Genomic DNA, 20,542 nt, shown 5'->3' with positions numbered 1-20,542 from the left:
CAAACTTTTAAAAAACCTGCAAGTTGAAGTTTTTTGCAGCAAACCTCGATATACAGAAAATATATTATTATATTTTATCCTTTAACATCCCATCACAAGCCAACCGCTGAAAACCACAAACTCAGAAGCTCGCTGCAAATATCACTCCTTAACTTCCCGATCTCAAAAAATTCTAAAATAAAAAATTACAAATTTTCAAAAATTTAAATACTAAAAATTTTAAAATCAAAAAGTCAAATTCATCAAACACTTACAACTACTCTTCAAAAAATCCCTTTTAAGTCATCACTACACAAGCTTAAATCAAACATCATAAAATAAAATCACATTACCAATACCTTAGCTTTACTGACTGTTAAGTCATCTCACCAAACCATCAATGAGTCAAATAAAAATCATTAAGATATTGATAAACCAATTTCTAACGTCTCCCTTCTCACGTCTCACTTTTTCACGTAAAATAAGCTTGTGCGGGCTAACCTATTCAATTGCCAAGGTTCAGTTACAAAATTAAAAATTAGAAAGCTAATATAAATATACAAAAAAATTTTCTATATGTCAAGCAGAAATTGGAGACTGTTCCAAAATTTTTGTAAATTTACCTTTCCTCTTTATCCTGTGACCGAAGTCCAAAGGATCTCTTTTTTGATTTAAAAAGAAAAACATGAGATTCTTCGCTTCGCTCAGAATGACGATTTGGGTTTTTGGAACAGTTTCAGCAGAAATTGAGAGTGTTCCAAAATTCCAGTAAGTTTACCTTTCCTTGTCATTCCGAGGCTGTAAGGTCGAAGGATCTCGTTTTTTGATTTTTTGACTTGAAAAGAAAATTACGAGACTCTTCGTCGGCTGCAGAATGACAGTGTGGATTTTTAGAATTATCTCCTTGTTGGCTTGCTTTATGCTAAAATTTAAATCAAAGGAATAAATCATTAAGAGGTTAACAACATGAAAGATACTGCTAAAGACTTTCCATTAATAGCAATAATTCTTGCAGCTGGAAAAGGAACAAGATTTAAATCAGAAAAGCCAAAGGTTTTGCACAAAATACTCGGAAAGCCGATGATTTGGTATGTAAAATATGCGGTATCATGGATAAAACCAGACGAGATCGTTTTTGTAGTTGGACATAAAAAAGAAGAAGTAATAAAAGAGTTAAACTGTGATGGATGTAAATTTGTCTATCAAGAGCAGCAGCTTGGAACCGGACATGCAGTCTTGACCGCAAGAGAGTATTTTAAAGATTTTGATGGCTATGTTTTAATCATAAATGGAGATACTCCGCTTATTGGGGGAGAAACTCTAAAAAATGCAAGAGAATACTTTAAAGCATTGATAAGATACGAAGGAGCAAATTTAGAAACATACAAAGGCTACAGAAATAAAAGCATAGCAGGGGTTATGATTACAGCAAGAGTTCCAAATCCGTACGGTTATGGAAGGGTTATAAAAGACGGCAGTCATAGAGTTATAAAAATTGTTGAGGAAAAGGACGCAACACCACAAGAAAAAAATATAAACGAAGTAAACTCTGGAATATACTTATTTTATGCTCCTTACCTATATAATGCACTTGAAAAATTAGAAAACAATAACGCACAAAAAGAATACTATCTAACCGATGTAATAGAGATTTTAAGACAAGAGGAAAAATATATTTATGCTTTAGAAATTCCAGACTATACAGAAATACTAAATGTAAACGATAGATTGCAGCTTGCAGGAGTAGAAAACATTTTGAAGCAACGATATATTACATTTTGGGCTTTAAATGGTATAACTTTCCATCAACCAGAAAGTACGTGGATAGAATTTGATGTAAACTTATCAAGAGACGTAGAAATATATCAAAACTGCTTCTTATCAGGAGAAACTTCTATCGATGAAGGAACGATAATAGAGCCTAACTGTATCATAAAAAATTCTAAAATAGGTAAAAATGTCAAAATACTTGCAAACAGCTACATAGAAGATTCTATAATTGAAGATAACGCCGTAATAGGACCATTTGCAAGAATAAGGAATAATGCAGTCATCAAAGAATCAGCAGTAATAGGAAACTTTGTTGAAGTTAAGAACTCTATTATTGGAGAAAGAACAAATGCAAGACATCTAAGCTACTTAGGAGATGCTGAAATTGGTAAAGATGTAAACATAGGAGCAGGAACAATTACATGCAATTATGACGGATTTAGAAAGCATAAAACTATTATAAAAGACAGAGCTTTTATAGGTAGTGATACGATGCTTGTTGCTCCGATTGTGATTGGAGAAGAAGCGGTCACAGGTTCTGGCTCAGTAATAACAAAAGACGTTCCGGATAAAGCCCTTGCAATTGAAAGAAATCAGCAAAAAATTATAGAAAACTATGCTGAAAAGAGAAAAAAGAAGGTGATGGAAAATGAAGGCAGCTAAGGATTTACAAGATTTAAAGCAATTATACAATAAAGATTTTTACCAATGGATAATGGAAAATGTAGAATTATTAAAAAATAAAGAGTTTAACTTAGTAGACTGGGAGCATGTTATCGAGGAGCTTGAGAGTATGGGAAGAAGCGAGCTTAGAAGTGTAATTAGTTTCATGACTATAATTTTAGAACATCTTTATAAGTATGAGCATTTTAGAGAAAGTGGAACGATGGGAGATAGCTGGATTGATAGTATAGATAATGCCAGAACCGAATTAGAATGGTTATTCAATGATAGCCCTTCGTTAAAAAGAAAAGCTTTAGAAGAAATAGATATAGCATGGAAAAATGCGGTTAGAAGACTTATTAGATGGTTTGAAAAACCAGTGAATGAAAAATTAGCCAAAAAACACTTTGGCAAATTACCTACCGAAAAAAACTTTCCGGAAAGATGTCCTTATTTGTTTGATGATATTTTAAATTATAAGCCATGGAAAAAGAACTTAGAGGAGTAATAATGATTACGAAAATTATTAGTAAAGAAGAGCTAAAATCATTATACGAAAAAGACTTTTACAAATGGATAACAGAAAATGTACAACTTCTCAAAAATAAAGATTTTGACTTAGTAGACTGGGAGAATGTGATTGAGGAGCTTGAGAGTATGGGAAGAAGCGAGCTTAGCAGCGCAATCAGTTTTATGACTGTGGTTTTGGAGCATTTATATAAATATGAACATTTCAGAGATAATAATACAATGGGCAATGGCTGGATAAAAAGTATCTTAAATTCAAGATATAGATTAATTAAGATTTTTGATAAGAATCCATCCTTAGAGAAAAAAGCTGAAGAAAGCATTCAAGAAGCATGGGAAGACTCAATTAAAAAGATGATTACTTGGTTTAAATATCCGGAAAACCATCATTTAGCTAAAAGATATTTTGGCAGATTGCCAACAGAGCAAGACTTTCCAAAGATATGTCCATATACTTTCCAGCAGATTTTAGAATATGAACCATGGCTAAAGGACTTGGAGGAGTAATTATGGCTGTAAAATCGCTTAATAAAGAAGAAATAAAAGATTTGTACAACAAAGATTTTTACCAATGGATTATAGAAAATGTAGAATTATTAAAAAATAAAGAGTTTAACTTAGTAGACTGGGAGCATGTTATCGAGGAGCTTGAGAGTATGGGAAGAAGCGAGCTTAGAAGTGTAATTAGTTTTATGACTGTGATTTTAGAACATCTTTATAAGTATGAACATTTTAGAGAAAACGAAACGATGGGAGATAGCTGGATTGATAGTATAGATAATGCCAGAACCGAATTAGAATGGTTATTTAATGATAGTCCTTCGTTAAAAAGAAAAGCCCAGGAAGAAATAGACTTAGCATGGAAAAGTGCAGTTAGAAGATTAGTTAAATGGTTTAAAAAACCGGAAAATCATCATTTAGCTAAAAAATATTTTGGCAAAATACCAACAGAGCAAGATTTTCCAAAGAAATGTCCATATACTTTCCAGCAGATTTTAGAATATGAACCATGGATTGAAAATTAAGGAGGAATTTTATGAAAAAAACAATCATTTTGAATGTATTTTTAATTCTTTTGATAGCCTTATCATTTACCTTTAACAACAAAGCCAAAGCAGATGATGGTTATGAGCTTTTTGATAAAGTTGTGCTTGTTGTAAATGGAGAGCCTGTCTTAAAGTCAGATTTAGAGTTTGCGAAAAACTGGTATAACATCAAAGATGATAAAGAAGCTGAAGAAAAGATAATAAACTCACTGCTTTTAGCACAACAGGCAAGAAGAATGGGTATTTCTGTGTCTCCACAGGAATTAGATAACGCAGTTTTAAACATAGCAAAAGCAAATGGGATTGATGATTTAGAAACTTTTAAGAAAAAACTTGAAGATAGTGGAATTTCTTATTCAAAATTAAAAGAATTTTTAGCAAGAGATATGCTCGCTAACAGACTGCTCCATCTATACATGAGAGAAAAAGCATCAAAAGGTATCATTGAAGGTACTAAGGAAGATGTTAAAACAGTAAGACTTATTTTTATCTCAAAAAATAGACCTGACTATCAAGAAGTTTTATCAAAGCTTGATAAAGAATTAAACAAAAATAATTTTAGCGAGTTTGCATCTAAATATTCAGATGATAAATTTACTGCTGAAAATAAAGGTTTGATAGGAGAAATCAAAAAAGGAGACCTTGTTAAAGAACTTGACAAAGCGATCTTTTCACACAAAGCAGGGGATATTTTTAAAGTTGAAACAAACGAAGGAGCGTATTTTATTTACATAGAAAAAGAAGAGAATAAACTCATTCCTAAAACTGAAATGAGCGAAAAAGAAGTAGAAAAGCTTAAAAAAGAATACGATTTATTGTTGAAAAAACTTAAAGAGCAGGCTGTAATTCAAAGGCTTGGATAAAACACAGAAAGGTAAATTTTTTGAAGATAGGGCTGTAAAGTATTTAGAATCAATTGGCTATAAAGTTTTACTTAGAAACTACAGGTCTAAGTATGGTGAAATTGACATAATAGCTGAAACAAATAATGTAATTGTTTTTGTAGAAGTTAAGGGAAGGTTTACAGAAAGTTTTGGCAGTGGTGAAGAGAGTATAACAAAGAAAAAAATAGATAAGATCGTAAAAACAGCACTACAATTTATTGAAGAGAATAATCTGCAGGAAAAAGATTTTAGGTTTGATGTGGTTGCCTTTAAAGGCAACCAAATTTTTCATTTAGAGAATGCTTTTAGCTTGGAATAATTTTAGCAAACTTTCTTTTTCCTACCTGAATGATAAGCTCCCTACTTAAATCCGGCTTATACATTGGGTCTGTGATTTTTTCTCCGTTAACTTTAACTCCGCCTTGTTTTATAAGTCTTTTAGCTTCCGCTTTTGTTTCTGTTAAATTTAGTTTAAATATTATTTCAAAAAGCTCTGTTTCATCAGTATTAATTTCAGAGAGTTTAAACACCGGGATATCTTCTGGAATTTCTTTTTTAGAATGAACCTTTTCAAAATGTTCTTTTGCTTTTAATGCATCTTCTTTACCATGAAATCTTTCAACAATATACATTCCAAGCTGTTTTTTAACTTCCATGGGATGTAAATCTTTAAGCTTGCTTATTTCCTCTAATGTTAAATCTGTTAATAATTCCCAATACTGCCACATAAGTTCATCAGAAATAGACATTATTTTTCCAAACATTTCTTCCGGCGGTTCGGTTATTCCAATATAGTTTCCGTAAGATTTGCTCATTTTCTTAACGCCGTCTGTTCCAACTAAAAGAGGAAGCAGTATCGCTACCTGAGGACTTTCAATTCCATATTCTTTTTGAATATCCCTTCCTATTAATAAGTTAAATCTTTGGTCAGAACCGCCAAGTTCCACATCTGCTTTAATGGCAACTGAGTCATAAGCTTGCAGTAGCGGATATATGAACTCATGTATTGAGATAGGTATATTTTCTTTAAACCTTTTCTTAAAGTCTTCTCTTTCTAACATTCTTGCAACGGTGTATTTTGCTGTAAGTTTTATCAAGTCCTCAGCTGTCATTTTCCCAAGCCATTCACTGTTAAAGACCACTACTGTTTTTTCCGGGTCTAACACTTTAAATACTTGCTCTTTATATGTTTTTGCATTTTCTAAGACCTGCTCTTTTGTTAGCGGTGGTCTTGTTTGGTCTCTTCCTGAAGGGTCTCCTATCATTGCCGTAAAATCACCGATTATGAAAAATACTGTATGTCCAAGTTGTTGAAAATCTCTCAGCTTTTGAAGTAAAACTGTGTGTCCAAGATGTAAATCCGGTGCAGTAGGGTCAAATCCAGCTTTTACTATCAAAGGTCTTTCTTCTTTCAATTTTTTAAGTAATTCTTCTTCGGATATTATTTCTAAAACACCTTTTTTTATAATTTCAAGCTGTTTCTCTGCAGGTAGCATAAACTCCTCCGTATGTATAAAAGTAAGTAATAATTATAGCTTATTTGTAAAAGGAAAAGTGAGAAAGTGAGTATAAATCATACCAGTTTGAGAAAACTCAGATTTGTTTGAGTTTAAGATATCATAAAAGCATTGTGGTGATTTTTTGTTTAATAAAACCTTTATCAGCCGCACTATATAGAGTTCCAAACCCACACTGTTCAGATGTAACACCCGTTAAATTTTAACTCAAAATAAATTCGCAAAAATCTTATTCAATTGCCAATGTAAAAAACATTATACCAAATTTTTAAACAGCCTTATTCCTCATAGGTAGGCTACAAACATATACTCTTTGTAATCTTTTTCATTCCCTATTTGAGTTCAATTCCTCATAGGTAGGCTACAAACATTGAAAGAGTCAGACAGCTTGGAGTTGTTTAATATGTTTCAATTCCTCATAGGTAGGCTACAAACGTATGTAACCGTCAGTATGTGAGTAAAATCATCATCCTTGTTTCAATTCCTCATAGGTAGGCTACAAACTTATTGCCCTATCCACTATGTATTCTACATACTCTTGTTTCAATTCCTCATAGGTAGGCTACAAACTCTGGTCTTTGTTAAGAAAGAAACTAATCTCCCTTGGTTTCAATTCCTCATAGGTAGGCTACAAACGAATTATAAATAAAAAGCCTACCACCACCATAAAATCGTTTCAATTCCTCATAGGTAGGCTACAAACTTCATTTCACTATCTCCTTTTTAATTAAATTAATTAAGTTTCAATTCCTCATAGGTAGGCTACAAACCCGTCAAATTTTAACTCAAAAATAAAATCGTAAAAATCTTATTCAATTGCCAAGTTGTAAAACATTATACCAAATTTTTAAAAAATCCGCAAGTTGAAGTTTTTTGCAGCAAACCTCGATATACAGAAAATATATTATTATATTTTATCCTTTAACATCCCATCACAAGCTAACCGCTGAAAACCCTAAACTCAGAAGCCCGCTGCAAATACCACTCTTTAACTTCCCGATCTTAAAAAATTTTGAAATAAAAAATTACAAATTTTCAAAAAATTAAGCATTAAAGAATTCAAAATTAAAAAGTTTATTTCAACAAACACTTACATTCATTTTTCACAAAATCCTTTTCAAACTATTACTACACAAACTTAAATCAAGCATCAAAAAATAAAATCACATTATCAACACCTTAGCTTTACTGACTGCTAAATCATCTCACTAAGTCATCAATCAATCAGATAAAAATCACTAAATTATTGATAAACCAATATTTAACGTCTCACTTCTCACGTCTCACGTAAAATAAGCTTGTGTGGGCTAACCTATTCAATTGCCAAGGTGCAGTTAAAAAATTAAAAAGTTAATGTAAATATACAAAAAATTTTCTACATGTCAAGCGGAAAATACTTAAAAAACCTAAGCTTTACCTTACTTACTCTGTAGCATAACTATGTAAACCAGGGAAGTATAAGTTTACTCCAAAATAACAGATTAGAAGCATTATAAAGCCTGCTACCACTATCCATGCAGAAGTTTCGCCTTTCCATTTTCCGATAGTTCTTCCGTGTATGTATGCTGCGAAGAATAACCAAACTATTAAAGCCCAAGTTTCCTTAGGGTCCCAGCTCCAATAACTACCCCAAGCCTCATTTGCCCATGCACCGCCAAGCATTATAGATGCAGTCCATACAGGAAAAGAGATTGCAACTGCTTTAAAAGCAATCTCTGAAAGTAAATTTTCAGATGGAAGTTTATTGGCTATAGGTTTTAGGACATATACAGCAAAATAAATTAAAGCTATAAGAGTGATGATAAAGATAATTCCAAAAATCATTGTTTTAATATCCTTAGCACCGGTTAAAGTAAGATATCCAAAAATCCCTGTTAAGATTAAACTAAAAATAAATCCTGCATAATGATACGTATTTACCGGTTTGTTTTTAACTTGAGCTTCTTTAAGCAGGTAAGCAAAAGATGCACCAAATGCTACTGTAAAACCTGCATAACCTACAAACGATGAAAGCACATGAAGGTAAAGCCAATAGCTTCTTAAAGCAGGTACCAATGGATTAATATCAGTATTAAACTTATGACCCCAGATAACTAAAAACGCAATGATCGGCATAAAAAATGTTCCAATAGTTCTTGTTTTGTATTCTCTCTCAATGTATAAATACAGTCCAACTGCCAGCCATGGGAAAAACATTAAAGATTCATAAAGGTTTGTCCAAGGTGGATGGAAAATACCCATATTATAAGATTCTAAACCTCTTATAAACAATCCTGCTGTTTGTGTTAGCCATCCGGCAAATGCAAGTAATGTACCAACCTTGCCTATATTTTCATTTTTAAAGAAAAACTGAAAAATATACATCAATGCTGATAAACCATAAATAAAGCCGGCAATTTGAAATACAAGAACGTTGCTAACCTTTCCTGACGATAAAGCCAAGAAAACAGATAATCCTAAGAATGCCAAAATAACGCCAATAAATAAACCTGTCTCTAAATACGATGGTTTATTCTTATTTTCAAAAACAACTACATTATCCATGTTTTTACCTCCAAAAAATCATAAAGTTATAATACCACCTTCTAAAGAATTTTCAAGATGGTAAGCCATATTTATAAATTTAACATTTGTGCTATTTTTATCAGATAAAATTAGCGATAATCCTGTATTATTATGTCTAAATTTCCAAAGATGCTCCATGGAAAGATTCATAGCTATGCAAAGTAAACCCTGTATTGAACCACCGTGCCCAACTACTAAAATATTGTCTTCATTGTGGTTTCTTACATCTTCAAAAAATAGCCTTAGCCTTTTTTCAAAAGATTCTATGCTTTCTTGCTTTGGTAAAGGATGCTTTACAGGATTTGCTAACCAGTTATCAAAATGTTCTTTTGCGTTTTGATAAATCCAGTCATAGCTTAAGCCTTCCCATGTGCCAAAATGCATCTCTCTAATTCTTGGGTCAACTTCATGATTTACTTTTAAAATTTCTGCCACAATCTGTGCTGTTTTGAATGCTCTTTTTAAATCAGAAGATATTACTTTTTTTATTCCTTTATCTTTCAAAAAATGACCAAGTTTTTTAGCTTGCAATATCCCATTTTCTGTTAAATCTGTGTCTATATGCCCTTGAACTATTTTTTTTGCGTTGTATTCACTTTCACCATGTCTGCAAAGATATATATGCTTCATTCTTGCTCCAAGTTTATAGATACAGGAATTTCATGACAATCATTAAATTTTACACAATAAATGCATTCAGTCCATACCTTTTGCGGAAAGTTAGATTTATCTGTAATTTCAAATCCAATTTTTTTAAAAAATTCTGGAACGTAAGTTAAAGCAAAAACTCTTTTTATACCAAGCTCTTTGGCTTCATTTAAACACTCTTGGACTATGCTTCTACCTATCCCAAGATGCTGATACTCTTCTTTTACAGCCAAAGATTTTATCTCCGCCAAATCTTCCCAGTATACATGCAAAGACCCAACGCCAACAATCTTACCATCTATTTCACACACAAAAAAATCTCGTATATTTTCATATATACTGTTTAAACTTCTTGGTAGTAAAACTTCTTTTAGTGCAAAATGCTGTAAGATTTTAAAAATTTCGGTTGCATCTTTAACTTTCGCTTTCCTGATTTTCAACTTCTTTTTTTTCCTCTCTTAATGCGATTTTGAAAACTTCATCAATATGGTCTACAAAAATTAAATTCATTGATTTTCTTACATACGGTGGAAGGTCTGACATGACTTCTTCTTTGTTGTCTTTTGGTAAAATTACTGTTTTTATTCCGGCTCTTTTTGCTGCTAAAATCTTCTCTTTTAGTCCACCAACAGGTAAAACTTTTCCTCTTAATGTGATTTCTCCTGTCATTGCAACATCTGACCTTACAGGTCTGTTTGTAAATACAGATGCAATGCCTGTTGTAATTGCTATACCTGCCGATGGTCCATCTTTTGGAATAGCGCCCGCAGGCACGTGAATATGTAAATCGTATTTACCAAATTCTTCCGGGTCAATTCCAAGCTCTTTAGCTTTAGATTTTACATAAGAGAATGCAATTCTTGCAGATTCTTTCATTACATCGCCAAGTGAACCTGTAAGAACTAAATTGCCTTTTCCTGCCATCCTCGTTACTTCTATTTTGAGAATTTCTCCCCCAAACTCAGTCCAAGCCAGTCCTGTAACAACGCCGATCTCATCTTTCTCTTCTTTCTCTGTTGAGTAGATCGGTGCTCCTAAGAATTTTTTAATTAGACTTGGAGTAATTTTATATTTCTTTTTCTTTCCAGTTTCTATTATTTTTTTAGCTATTTTTCTAATGATAGAACCTATCTGTCTTTCAAGGTTTCTAACGCCTGCTTCTCTTGTATAGCCTCTAATTAAGAACGTGATTGCTTTGTCTGAAAATTCTATGGTTTTTTCATCTAAGCCGTTTTCTTTTAATTGCTTAGGAATTAGATATTTTTTAGCAATATGCAATTTTTCTTCTTCTGAATAACCTGAGAGTCTAATAACCTCCATTCTGTCTAATAAAGGTCTTGGAATGGTATCTAATCTGTTTGCTGTACAAATAAACATTACTTCTGACAAATCAAAAGGAACGCCAAGGTAATGGTCTACAAACTCTCTATTCTGTTCCGGGTCTAAGACTTCCAAGAGTGCAGCTGTTGGGTCTCCTTTAAAATCTAAGCCGATTTTATCTACCTCGTCTAACATTATTACCGGGTTTTTTGTTCCGGCTTGTTTTATTACCTGGATGATTTTTCCGGGCATCGCTCCAACGTACGTTCTTCTATGACCTCTTATTTCTGCTTCGTCTCTTACTCCGCCAAGAGAGATTCTAACAAATTTTCTGTTTAACGCTTTTGCAATAGACCTTCCAAGTGAAGTTTTACCTACACCCGGCGGTCCAACAAAGCATAATATAGGTCCTTTTATAGATCTATCCCTTTTTGAGCTCTCTTTTTTAAGCTTTAATACAGCTAAATACTCTAAGATTCTTTCTTTTATTTTCTCTAAGTCATAATGGTCTTCATCAAGGATTTTCTTAGCAATTTTAAGGTCGAGTCTGTCTTTTGTTCTTTTATTCCATGGAAGTTCTACAAGCCAATCAAGATAAGTTCTAATAACACCTGCTTCTGCTGAATCTGGATGCATTTTTTCAAATCTTCTAAGTTGCTTTAAAGCCTCTTCCTTTATTTCCTTTGGCATTCCAGATTCTTCTATTTTCTTTTTGTAGTTTTCTATTTCTTCCTGCTTTTCATCTTTTTCACCAAGCTCTTCTTGAATTGCTTTTATTTGCTGTCTTAAAAAGTATTCTCTTTGGTCTTTTTCAATCGCTTCTCTTGCAGATATTCTAATTTTTTGCTGAAGCTCTAATATTCCTACTTCTTTTAAAAATTTATCATGAACAAATCTTAATCTTTCAACAGGGTCTAAGATTTCTAAAATCTGCTGTGCTTCTTCTGCTTTTATATCAAGTATAGATGCAACCAAATCGGCAAGTCTTCCCGGCTCTTCTACAGATTTTATTATCTCAACTAAATCTGGCACTATCTGCTTGCCAAGCGAAATAGCCTTGTCTAATAAATCTTTTAGTGAATGTTTAAGTGCTTGAATTTCTAATGTTTCTTCTACTTCCGGGTCTTCTATAATTTCAACTTCCACTTGATAGTAATCATCTACTTTTTTTAATTCTTTTATTCTTCCTCTTGAAACACCTTGAACAAGGATTTTAATACGATTATCTTCAAGCTTCATCATTCTGATAATTGTAGCAACAACACCTATCTCATGAATGTCTTTTTTTGTCGGAATTTCTTTTTCTTTGTCTTTCTGAAGAGAGAGAAAGATGTATCTTTGATTATTATCAAGTGCTTCTTCTACTGCCTTAATTGAAAATGGTCTTCCTATAAAAAGTGGAAATACCATATAAGGAAAAACTACAACATCTCTTGTTGGAATAAGTGGGTATGTTGATGGCAGCTCAGGCAAATCTAATCTATCTTCAAATTGACCCATTCAGACCTCCTGCAGTTTTTAAAAAATTGAAATTTTACAAATAGTATCTATTATAAACTGATTTTTTGCTTTTGGTATATAGATAATCAAGCAGCCGTTTTCATAAACTGCCTTGCCTTTTGAGATATCTATGTATTGCGGAAATCTGATACTTCTTTTGACAATTCCTGTGAAACGTTCCATTAAAATATACTTTCCCGGCAGGTTTATACTTTTAAGAGCTCTGATTTTTAAAGTTTTCTCATCACCTGTTATTTCTATATCTTCTCTTTTACATCCGGGCAAATCTATTATTACTATATACTTTTCTTCGTCTTCAAGAATATCTATTGGTGGTTTTTCAAAACTAAGCAATTTTTCCCTCTTTAATCAAATCTTCAAATTCTTTACCTTCTATAATATACTTTAATAGCTGTTTATCTTCAACAGATAATTTTGCTTTTTCTAATAAATCTGGTCTATTTTTGTAAGTTCTTTTTAGTTTTTGGAACCTCCTCCATTTTTCTATCAATTTATGGTTACCGGATAGTAAAACTTCCGGAACTTTCATACCTCTAAATTCAGCCGGTCTTGTGTAGTTAGGGTATCCAAGCAGTCCATCACTGAAAGAATCTACTTCTTTACTTTCGTCATCAGATAAAACACCTGGAAGCAATCTAATAACACTGTCCATAATAACCAATGCAGCCGGCTCTCCACCCGATAAAATATAATCACCGATAGATATCTCCTCATCTACTAACGTTTTAACTCTTTCATCAACCCCCTCATACCTTCCACAAATTATTACAATCTCTTCTTTTTCCGCCAATTTTCTTGCTATTTCTTGATTAAAAGTTTTTCCCCATGGCTCGGTTATTATAGTATAAGGATTTTTGGATATATTTTTTATATAGTCAAATGCTTTAAATATAGGCTCTGGTTTCAAAAGCATTCCGGGACCACCACCATAAACAACATCATCAACTGTTTTATGCTTATCTGTTGTAAAATCTCTAAGATTTATAGTGTTTATCTCAACAAGTCCGTTTTTTATAGCCTTATTCACAACTCCATAATTTTTAAAACATTCAAAATAATCCGGAAATATAGTAATTATGTATATTTTCATGCTGTCTCCAAGGTTTTTAAACAGGTTTAAAAAATTTTATAACATTATAATGTTTAGTACACGTCGGGTAAGAAATTCATTAAAAACATGAGATTCTTCGCTTCGCTCATAATGACATCTTTGAGGTTGAGATTCTTCGCCGGCTGCAGAATGACAACGTTAATTTTTGGAACAGCTTCACTTTAACCATGGTGTAATCATGTTTTCATAAACGATTGAACCGCCAAGCTTTCCTTGAATAAATAAAAGAACAACGCCAATTATCAATAAGATTGTAAATACTAAGTTAAGTGTTTTTGTTTTAGTCATTATGATTCTTACGACAGATAATATAACAAAATAAAGTGCAAGAAGTAAGCCAAGTTTTTGATGATAGCCAAAAGCCTTAATCTCTTCAAGCTTAGTTTCTATTGGTTCATGAGCTATAATGCCGGTTATGGTAGCAACAATAACAGCCAAAGCTGATAAGAATGTTAATACAAAGTGCAGACTGTCTAACTCTTTTTTGTTTATCATATAAAACAAATGAACGATTAACAGCATTAATGGAAAAGCTATTGCAAAGTGTGTAAATGGTGGGTGAATTGCGATTGTCTCCATGATACTGACCTCTATAAATGTAAGTAATGTATAAAGTATGTTGCAACGGATAGATATATTGATATTCCAACGATATCTGTAATGGTTAATGCTAAAACTCCGGTTGCTAAGGTTGGGTCTTTACCCATCTTGTCCATAATATATGGTATTAAGCTACCAATTAAGCCGGCTATAACTATGCTAAAAAATAAAGCAACTCCAACTATCATTCCAAGTTTATGATTGTTTATCCATAAAGAAGAGATTAAACCAACCAACAAGCCAGCTCCAAAACCAATTACCAAAGCAACTTTTAACTCTTTTATTATTGAACGGATATAATCAACTATGTTTTCCGAAAGTCTTCCTTCTTTTAGTCCTCTTGCTGTAATGATGGCAGCTTGAGAGCTTATATTACCACTAAGGGCGGCAACCATTGGCAAGAAAAAAATGATTGGTAAAAACTGCTCAATTGTAAAACTAAAAAAACTTATGATTATAGCTGTTATAAACTCTCCAAATGTTGCGGTTAAAAGCCAAGGCATTCTTAATTTTGCAATTTTAAACGTCTTATCTTGATAAAAAAGCTCCTCTTCTTTTGCTCCTGCCATTTTAAAGAAGTCTTCTGTTGTTTTCTCAGAGATTACATCAATTATATCTTCAATATAAACTACACCTACAAGCTCTTCCTCATCATTAATAACAGGTAAAATATAAAGGTCGTATCTTTTAAAAATATCAATAACTTCTTCTTTTGTAGCGTTTATGCTTACAGTTATAAGCTCTCTTGTCATTATATCTTTTACTAAAATATTACCCGGAGATGTGATTAATTCCTTCAGCGAGACAACGCCAATAAGCCTGTTTTTATCATCAACAACATAGATATAAAGAATCTCTATCTCTTTATCTGCATTTTTTACAATTTCAATAGCTTCTTGAACTGTAATGTTTTCGTTGATACTTAGAAAATCTTCTCTAATGATAGATGCTATGTTATCTTCATTGGTAGTAAGCAGTTGTTCTAACTCTTCTAACTCTTCAATCTTTTCTTTCTCTAAATTTTTTAGAATAATATCTCTTACATCATCAGGGATATGGTCTATAATTTTTACAATTTCATTAACCGGGAGATTATTCAAAAGATTTGTTAAGTCTTTTGAGCTTAAATTTCTAAGCAATTCAGATTTTATATCTTCTTCAAGGTCTTGAAAAACATCGCCAGCTTTTTGAATGTTTGATTTGATTAAGGTAAGCATTAAGATTTTTCTTTCTTCTTTATTTAGATATTTAAAGACTTCGGCTATGTCTCCTTTGTGGGTTTTTATAATAATCTTTTCTATGGTTTTATAATCTCTTTTGCCTATAGCCCTTTTTAGAGTTTCCTTTAAAACTTCAATTATTGGGGACATAGCGCCTTCCTTTTTTATGATATTTGGTTATAACCAAGCTCTCTAAGTAGTGGTAAATCTTCTTTCCATCTCTCTTTAACTTTTACATACAGATTTAGATGAACTTTTTTACCAAGTAAAAACTCAAGCTCTTCTCTTGCTTGCATGCCGATTTTCTTTAACATCTGTCCTTGTTTACCTATAATTATACCTTTATGATTTTCTCTTTCAACATAAATGACTGCATCAATAATAAGCAGATTTTTATTCTTTTCTCCTTCTTGTATACTTTCAACTTCAACAGCAACAGAGTATGGAACCTCTTGCCTTGTATTTAAAAATACTTTTTCACGAATGATTTCTGCTATATAAAACTTTAGTGGCAGGTCTGTTATTTGGTCTTCTGGGTACAAAGGCGGAGATTCTGGTAGGTATTTTTTTATTGTTTCAATAAGCTCATCAATATTTAGATTTTTGATAGCAGATATTGGAACAAATTCTTTAAAGTCATATATTTTTATAGATTCTTCGATGAGCGGTAAAACTAAGTCTCTTTTTATCTTGTCAATTTTATTGATTGCAAGGATCGCAGGCTTATTTACTTTTTTAAGATAGTTTTCTACGACTTCTTTATCTTCTTTTGTCCAACCTGCCTCAGCATCTATGACCATTAAAATAACATCTGCACTTTCTATTCCTGATATTACAGATTCCATTACTGATTTTGTAAGTAAATCTCCGCCTTTTTGAACCCCCGGCGTGTCTAAGAATATTATCTGTGCATCTGGCAGATGTTTAACGCCTAAAATTCTCATCCGAGTTGTCTGTGGTCTTGGACTGACAATGCTTAATTTTGTTCCGATTATATTGTTTAAAAGCGTTGACTTTCCAACGTTTGGTCTTCCAACAATAGCAACAAACCCTACTCTAAAATTTTCATAATTTTGTAAATTTTCCATCTTTATTCTCTCCTTTTTTTCTTTATAATCGCAATACTTTACTTCCGAATTCTCATCATCTTACGTAATGGCAATTCATGATACGTCGGGTGAGAAATTCAACAAAAATATGAGATTCTTCGCTTCGCTCAGAATGACAAACAAGGCTATCCTTTCTTTAATACTTATCATTCATCTTTTGACCGTCCTGAGACCGTAAGGCGAAGGATTTCTTTTTTCTCACCTAACCTATTCACTTCTCACTTTCTTACTAATAATACACTGCTTTTAAATATAAACCTTCTGGCGGTGCTGTAAATTTGCCATGGGATGGACTTTTCTTTTCTATTATATCTTTTAACTCTTCTAAGCTTAAGCTACCTCTTCCAAGTGCGACAAGGTGTCCTACAATTCTACGGACCATATTTCTTAAAAAGTGAGATGCTGTAATTTCTATGGTTATGATTTTACCATCAAAGTATAACTTAAGCTCTCTTAAATCAATTTCTTTTCTTATATAATCCCCTGCTTTTGCCAAAGAAGAAAGGTCTTTATATTGCTTTATTAAATTAATTCCTTCTGCCATCTTTATCAAGTCTAATTTTTTATCATAATACCAAGCAAGCTTAAACAAAAATGGGTCTGGCTTAGTATTAATCTTATAAATATATGTCTTTCCTTTGGCTGAAAATCTTGCATTAAAAGAAAGCGGCACTTCTTCAACTTTCAAAATTGAAATGTCCCTTGGCAGTTTTGCATTGAGATAGGTGTATATAGTCTTTGGGTTTTTATGTTTTTTTGTTTTAAAGTTTGCAACCTGCCTTAAAGCATGGACGCCTGCATCAGTCCTTCCTGCACCAATTAGCGTTATTTTTTCTTTCAAAAGCTCAGACAATAAATCTTCAATGACTTGTTGAATTCCGATTCCGTTTTTCTGCCTTTGCCAACCGTTGTAGTTAGTTCCAATATAACTGATTTCAAGCTTGTAATTTTTTATCTCCATAGCTTTTTATTTTAACATATTGTTAATTGAAAGGTTAGAAAGGATGAGAGCGATGCAAAATTTTTATAAGCTTACATTGTTCGTCATCTAAACGAAGCAAAGGATCTTCTCTTTCGATTTTTGATTTGAAAAGAAAAAATATGAGAGCTCGGCTTCAGAAATGACAGAGTATGAGTATAAAGGCGTAGATTCTTCGCCGGCTGCAGATGACAGTGTGGATTTTTAGGGCACTTTCACAGAAATGCTTGATAATACTAAAACTGCAGAAATTAGTATTTTTCTCATACTTGATTTCCTCCTGTTAGAAGTAAAATATTAAAATATTATAAACAAATCAGGAGCTAAAAGATGGATAAAATTCTTGTTCATATATGCTGCGGAGTTGATAGTGTTTATGCACTTAGAAAACTAAAAGAAGATTTTCCAAACAGTGAGCTAATTGGCTATTTTTATGACCCAAACATACATCCAGAAGAAGAGTTTGAGCTTAGATGGATAGAAACAAAAAGAGTTTGCAATCAGCTTGGAATAGAGTGTATAAAAGGAGATTATGATTTAGATTTATGGCTGTCTTCTGTAAAAGGTCTTGAAAACGAACCAGAAAGAGGCGAAAGATGTACTGTTTGCCATGATGTAAGATTAACTAAAAGTGCAGAAATAGCCAAAGAGCTTGGATGTAATAAGCTTACAACAGTTTTAATGATGAGTCCTAAAAAAGACTTTGAAGTATTAAAAGAAGTTGGAGAAAAGGTAGCAAGTGAGTATGGTTTGGAGTTTTTGGCTATTGATTTTAGAAAAAACGGCGGAACAGAAAAAATGAATAAACTTGCGAAAGAATCAGAGCTTTATCATCAAAATTACTGTGGCTGTATTTTTGGCTTATTACCACAAAGACAATTTTCTGACTTTATTCCAGAGCTTATAACCTTCTCAAAAGGCAGGCTTGCAGGCAGTAGAGAAGAGCTTTTATTTATAAAACAAGTAAGACTATATACAGAAAGTAATGGCATAAAGTGTAAAGAAAAAGATTTTAGCTTTATCGGATGGAGGCTACTGTCCTCTGTTTGTAAGGTTAATAAGGATTATGTAAATCATAAGGTTTTGCCGTATAGTAAAACAATCAAAGGAGTATTAAGAGCTGTTGTATCTCAAATAGAAGAAAAGGAAGATTTTAAAATTGCATACTTGAATAAAGGCAATGCAAAAATCTATATTTTAAACGAGCTTAAAGAACTGCCACTTTCTGAGCCACGTATCTTTACAGACCCAGTTTTTATAGTTGATACACAGTTAAAAGAGGGGGATAAGGTAGAGCTTCAGCTAAAGTCTGAGTTTATACCGGATATGGTATCTCAAAATTTGTATATAGGTGATGTTGAAAGTAGCGAGAGGAAGTTAGAGTTTTACAGTGATACAGATAGTGATGGAAATAATGGTTATAGGTTAGAAGATGTTATTAGAGCTATAAATGAAAATAAAGAGGATATTAAAGCAGGAAAGTTAGGCATAATTGTTTATGGTGCAGAGCTTATTGGTAAACTTGGAAGAAGAGTTATTAGTTAATTTGTAGTAAGAATATTTTAAAAATTTTTGCAAGTTTAGCTTTTTTGTCATCGTCCTGAGGCTATAGGACAAAGGATATCATCTCTTGATTTTTTGATTTGAAAAGAAAAAATGAGATTCTTCGCCTGCTTCAGAATGACAGTGTGGATTTAACGTCTCACATCTCACCTCTTACATAACCCACACGGTTCAGATGGAACCAAACTTTTGCCTAAGGTTTTTGTTTTAATTGTTTCTACAGTCCATAGCAGATAGAATGTCAGTAGGAATAGGGCTAACATACAGCGAATAATCTATAAGTCAATATATCAATAACCTCTTTTACTCCTCATTGCTCTTAAAGTGTCTTGAGCATCCTTTTCTGCTCCGATGGATTTATAAAGTTCATATGCTTTCATGTAGTATTCTTTTGCTTTCTTCTTGTCTCCCTTTTCTTTATAGATATATCCAAGCTGTCTGTAGTTATCTGCTTCTCCCTCTTTATTTCCTATCTTTTTAAAGCCTTCGATAGCTTCAAGAGTGTATTTTATTGCGTTTTTATAATCTCCAGCCATGCTGCAATAATATCCAGCTTGACTTATTTCATAATATGCAACATCATATTTTCCTTTTTTCTTATACCAGTCAGCTAAATCCTTATGACAATTAACGAGTTCTTGGATATCCATTTTACGTTGAGCAGCCCAGCAGTCAGCTTCAATTTCATTATAAGCTTCAGGGTCGGTATCTTCAGGAACATATGCGGCATAAGTCATGCTACCTGTTGCTAAGATGCCAAACAAGGCTAAACCTAAAACTTTTTTCATCTTTTTTTCCTCCTGTTTAATTTCCTATTATTTTCCATTATTTTTTCTTTACAACCCACACGGTTCAGATGTAACAGAGAGAACTACAAAAGAAACACTACAAAGAATTTACTTTATAACCCACACGGTTCAGATGGAACACCATTCTCGTGATAGATGCGGAAAAGACGACAGACACTTTATAACCCACACGGTTCAGATGGAACGCTAATGAAGGAGCTAAATCTTTCTGAGAGTTATCTCTTTATAACCCACACGGTTCAGATGGAACTGTTTTTTTATCTCTACAATCGTTATCCTTCGCCTGCCTTTATAACCCACACGGTTCAGATGGAACTCAAGATATATATCTAAAAATTCATTTTTGAAAGTTACTTTATAACCCACACGGTTCAGATGGAACAACCGCTAAAGGTAGTCCGCCAAGATTTGCTTAAAAGCTTTATAACCCACACGGTTCAGATGGAACTCAATCACGAGGGAAGTCGTTACGTTTTTAGATTTGCTTTATAACCCACACGGTTCAGATGGAACTTGGGGGGAGTGTATCTCTCTTTATATAAAAAAAGACCTTTATAACCCACACGGTTCAGATGGAACACCCATCCGATAAAAGATGGGTTCAAATGTATGACGCTTTATAACCCACACGGTTCAGATGGAACAATGGAGATTTTGATAAAGCTTTAGATGAACTTTATCTTTATAACCCACACGGTTCAGATGGAACG

At 32.8% G+C, this 20,542-nt stretch carries 19 protein-coding genes and 2 CRISPR repeat arrays; of the genes, 7 read left to right on the top strand and 12 right to left on the bottom strand.

Translation table 11 applies throughout. The features are described 5' to 3' along the window. The first annotated feature begins 945 nt into the window (after window positions 1–945). The 6 genes from glmU to Q0929_RS04470 are packed head-to-tail and all read left to right on the top strand — an operon-like array spanning window position 946 to window position 5,189. Window positions 946–2,412 (top strand): bifunctional UDP-N-acetylglucosamine diphosphorylase/glucosamine-1-phosphate N-acetyltransferase GlmU, encoded by a 1,467-nt coding sequence (glmU, locus tag Q0929_RS04495; RefSeq protein ID WP_299238380.1) that lies wholly within the window; start codon window positions 946–948, stop codon window positions 2,410–2,412. Further along, window positions 2,399–2,920 carry a DUF29 domain-containing protein gene (locus Q0929_RS04490; protein WP_299238379.1) on the top strand — a complete coding sequence of 174 codons (522 nt, stop codon included), beginning with the start codon at window positions 2,399–2,401 and terminating at the stop codon, window positions 2,918–2,920. The genes glmU and Q0929_RS04490 overlap by 14 nt, the downstream gene beginning before the upstream one ends. A gap of 2 nt (window positions 2,921–2,922) precedes the next feature. Beyond that, window positions 2,923–3,447: a DUF29 domain-containing protein gene (locus Q0929_RS04485; protein ID WP_299238378.1), complete on the top strand. Its 525-nt coding sequence runs from the start codon at window positions 2,923–2,925 to the stop codon at window positions 3,445–3,447. Between the two features lie 2 nt (window positions 3,448–3,449). Continuing rightward, window positions 3,450–3,965 carry a DUF29 domain-containing protein gene (locus Q0929_RS04480; RefSeq protein ID WP_299238377.1) on the top strand — a complete coding sequence of 172 codons (516 nt, stop codon included), beginning with the start codon at window positions 3,450–3,452 and terminating at the stop codon, window positions 3,963–3,965. Window positions 3,966–3,976: 11 nt separating this feature from the next. Continuing rightward, window positions 3,977–4,849 carry a peptidylprolyl isomerase gene (locus Q0929_RS04475; protein WP_299238376.1) on the top strand — a complete coding sequence of 291 codons (873 nt, stop codon included), beginning with the start codon at window positions 3,977–3,979 and terminating at the stop codon, window positions 4,847–4,849. After that, on the top strand, window positions 4,842–5,189 hold the full coding sequence (locus tag Q0929_RS04470; protein ID WP_299238375.1) for a YraN family protein: 348 nt from the start codon (window positions 4,842–4,844) through the stop codon (window positions 5,187–5,189). The genes Q0929_RS04475 and Q0929_RS04470 overlap by 8 nt, the downstream gene beginning before the upstream one ends. Here the strand turns inward: Q0929_RS04470 and tyrS are convergent. From tyrS to truA, 11 genes are all read right to left on the bottom strand, one after another. Then, window positions 5,176–6,366, bottom strand: a complete 1,191-nt coding sequence (gene tyrS / locus Q0929_RS04465) for a tyrosine--tRNA ligase (RefSeq protein ID WP_299238374.1) — start codon at window positions 6,364–6,366, stop codon at window positions 5,176–5,178. The two genes, Q0929_RS04470 and tyrS, sit on opposite strands and share 14 nt — an antisense overlap. Window positions 6,367–6,661: 295 nt before the next feature. After that, window positions 6,662–7,157: direct repeats of the CRISPR family, unit length 28 nt; unit sequence TTCAATTCCTCATAGGTAGGCTACAAAC. Window positions 7,158–7,809: 652 nt separating this feature from the next. After that, on the bottom strand, window positions 7,810–8,931 hold the full coding sequence (ccsB, locus tag Q0929_RS04460) for a c-type cytochrome biogenesis protein CcsB (RefSeq protein ID WP_299238373.1): 1,122 nt from the start codon (window positions 8,929–8,931) through the stop codon (window positions 7,810–7,812). A gap of 18 nt (window positions 8,932–8,949) precedes the next feature. After that, window positions 8,950–9,582 (bottom strand): histidine phosphatase family protein, encoded by a 633-nt coding sequence (locus Q0929_RS04455; RefSeq protein WP_299238372.1) that lies wholly within the window; start codon window positions 9,580–9,582, stop codon window positions 8,950–8,952. Beyond that, window positions 9,579–10,040 carry an N-acetyltransferase gene (locus Q0929_RS04450; protein WP_299238371.1) on the bottom strand — a complete coding sequence of 154 codons (462 nt, stop codon included), beginning with the start codon at window positions 10,038–10,040 and terminating at the stop codon, window positions 9,579–9,581. Before Q0929_RS04450 ends, Q0929_RS04455 begins: the two co-directional genes overlap by 4 nt. Continuing rightward, complete coding sequence (lon, locus tag Q0929_RS04445; protein ID WP_299238370.1) at window positions 10,015–12,420, bottom strand: endopeptidase La; 2,406 nt, start codon at window positions 12,418–12,420, stop codon at window positions 10,015–10,017. The genes Q0929_RS04450 and lon overlap by 26 nt, the downstream gene beginning before the upstream one ends. Before the next feature lie 18 nt (window positions 12,421–12,438). Then, on the bottom strand, window positions 12,439–12,774 hold the full coding sequence (locus tag Q0929_RS04440; protein WP_299238369.1) for an Hsp20/alpha crystallin family protein: 336 nt from the start codon (window positions 12,772–12,774) through the stop codon (window positions 12,439–12,441). Continuing rightward, window positions 12,767–13,531 (bottom strand): tRNA (guanosine(37)-N1)-methyltransferase TrmD, encoded by a 765-nt coding sequence (gene trmD / locus Q0929_RS04435; protein WP_299238368.1) that lies wholly within the window; start codon window positions 13,529–13,531, stop codon window positions 12,767–12,769. The genes Q0929_RS04440 and trmD overlap by 8 nt, the downstream gene beginning before the upstream one ends. A 177-nt stretch (window positions 13,532–13,708) precedes the next feature. Then, complete coding sequence (locus Q0929_RS04430; RefSeq protein WP_299238367.1) at window positions 13,709–14,131, bottom strand: DUF2231 domain-containing protein; 423 nt, start codon at window positions 14,129–14,131, stop codon at window positions 13,709–13,711. 11 nt (window positions 14,132–14,142) lie between these two features. Further along, window positions 14,143–15,522, bottom strand: a complete 1,380-nt coding sequence (mgtE, locus tag Q0929_RS04425) for a magnesium transporter (RefSeq protein ID WP_299238365.1) — start codon at window positions 15,520–15,522, stop codon at window positions 14,143–14,145. Window positions 15,523–15,536: 14 nt separating this feature from the next. After that, a complete protein-coding gene (era, locus tag Q0929_RS04420; protein WP_299238363.1) occupies window positions 15,537–16,460 on the bottom strand; it encodes a GTPase Era in 924 nt (307 codons plus the stop codon). A gap of 250 nt (window positions 16,461–16,710) precedes the next feature. After that, window positions 16,711–17,442: a tRNA pseudouridine(38-40) synthase TruA gene (gene truA, locus Q0929_RS04415; protein ID WP_299238362.1), complete on the bottom strand. Its 732-nt coding sequence runs from the start codon at window positions 17,440–17,442 to the stop codon at window positions 16,711–16,713. 348 nt (window positions 17,443–17,790) lie between these two features. Between truA and Q0929_RS04410 the strand changes: the two genes are divergently transcribed. Then, the gene (locus tag Q0929_RS04410; RefSeq protein ID WP_299238360.1) at window positions 17,791–19,005 is read left to right on the top strand and encodes an epoxyqueuosine reductase QueH; all 1,215 of its coding nucleotides are present in this window, start codon (window positions 17,791–17,793) and stop codon (window positions 19,003–19,005) included. Window positions 19,006–19,313: 308 nt separating this feature from the next. Here the strand turns inward: Q0929_RS04410 and Q0929_RS04405 are convergent, their stop codons facing one another. Then, window positions 19,314–19,811, bottom strand: coding sequence for a tetratricopeptide repeat protein (locus Q0929_RS04405; protein ID WP_299238358.1), 498 nt, complete (start codon window positions 19,809–19,811; stop codon window positions 19,314–19,316). 46 nt (window positions 19,812–19,857) lie between these two features. Next, window positions 19,858–20,541: direct repeats of the CRISPR family, unit length 29 nt; unit sequence CTTTATAACCCACACGGTTCAGATGGAAC. Window position 20,542: the final 1 nt, after the last annotated feature.

Origin of the sequence: Sulfurihydrogenibium sp. (assembly GCF_028276765.1) — a bacterium.
Classification (GTDB): domain Bacteria; phylum Aquificota; class Aquificia; order Aquificales; family Hydrogenothermaceae; genus Sulfurihydrogenibium.
This window is presented reverse-complemented; position numbering and strand designations above follow the sequence as displayed.

Coding starts and splice junctions, on each gene's coding strand:
- glmU (WP_299238380.1), top strand. CDS start 946: ATGAAAGATACTGCTAAAGACTTTCCATTAATAGCAATAATTCTTGCA.
- Q0929_RS04490 (WP_299238379.1), top strand. CDS start 2,399: ATGAAGGCAGCTAAGGATTTACAAGATTTAAAGCAATTATACAATAAA.
- Q0929_RS04485 (WP_299238378.1), top strand. CDS start 2,923: ATGATTACGAAAATTATTAGTAAAGAAGAGCTAAAATCATTATACGAA.
- Q0929_RS04480 (WP_299238377.1), top strand. CDS start 3,450: ATGGCTGTAAAATCGCTTAATAAAGAAGAAATAAAAGATTTGTACAAC.
- Q0929_RS04475 (WP_299238376.1), top strand. CDS start 3,977: ATGAAAAAAACAATCATTTTGAATGTATTTTTAATTCTTTTGATAGCC.
- tyrS (WP_299238374.1), bottom strand. CDS start 6,366: ATGCTACCTGCAGAGAAACAGCTTGAAATTATAAAAAAAGGTGTTTTA.
- ccsB (WP_299238373.1), bottom strand. CDS start 8,931: ATGGATAATGTAGTTGTTTTTGAAAATAAGAATAAACCATCGTATTTA.
- Q0929_RS04455 (WP_299238372.1), bottom strand. CDS start 9,582: ATGAAGCATATATATCTTTGCAGACATGGTGAAAGTGAATACAACGCA.
- lon (WP_299238370.1), bottom strand. CDS start 12,420: ATGGGTCAATTTGAAGATAGATTAGATTTGCCTGAGCTGCCATCAACA.
- trmD (WP_299238368.1), bottom strand. CDS start 13,531: ATGAAAATATACATAATTACTATATTTCCGGATTATTTTGAATGTTTT.
- Q0929_RS04430 (WP_299238367.1), bottom strand. CDS start 14,131: ATGGAGACAATCGCAATTCACCCACCATTTACACACTTTGCAATAGCT.
- mgtE (WP_299238365.1), bottom strand. CDS start 15,522: ATGTCCCCAATAATTGAAGTTTTAAAGGAAACTCTAAAAAGGGCTATA.
- era (WP_299238363.1), bottom strand. CDS start 16,460: ATGGAAAATTTACAAAATTATGAAAATTTTAGAGTAGGGTTTGTTGCT.
- truA (WP_299238362.1), bottom strand. CDS start 17,442: ATGGAGATAAAAAATTACAAGCTTGAAATCAGTTATATTGGAACTAAC.
- Q0929_RS04410 (WP_299238360.1), top strand. CDS start 17,791: ATGGATAAAATTCTTGTTCATATATGCTGCGGAGTTGATAGTGTTTAT.
- Q0929_RS04405 (WP_299238358.1), bottom strand. CDS start 19,811: ATGAAAAAAGTTTTAGGTTTAGCCTTGTTTGGCATCTTAGCAACAGGT.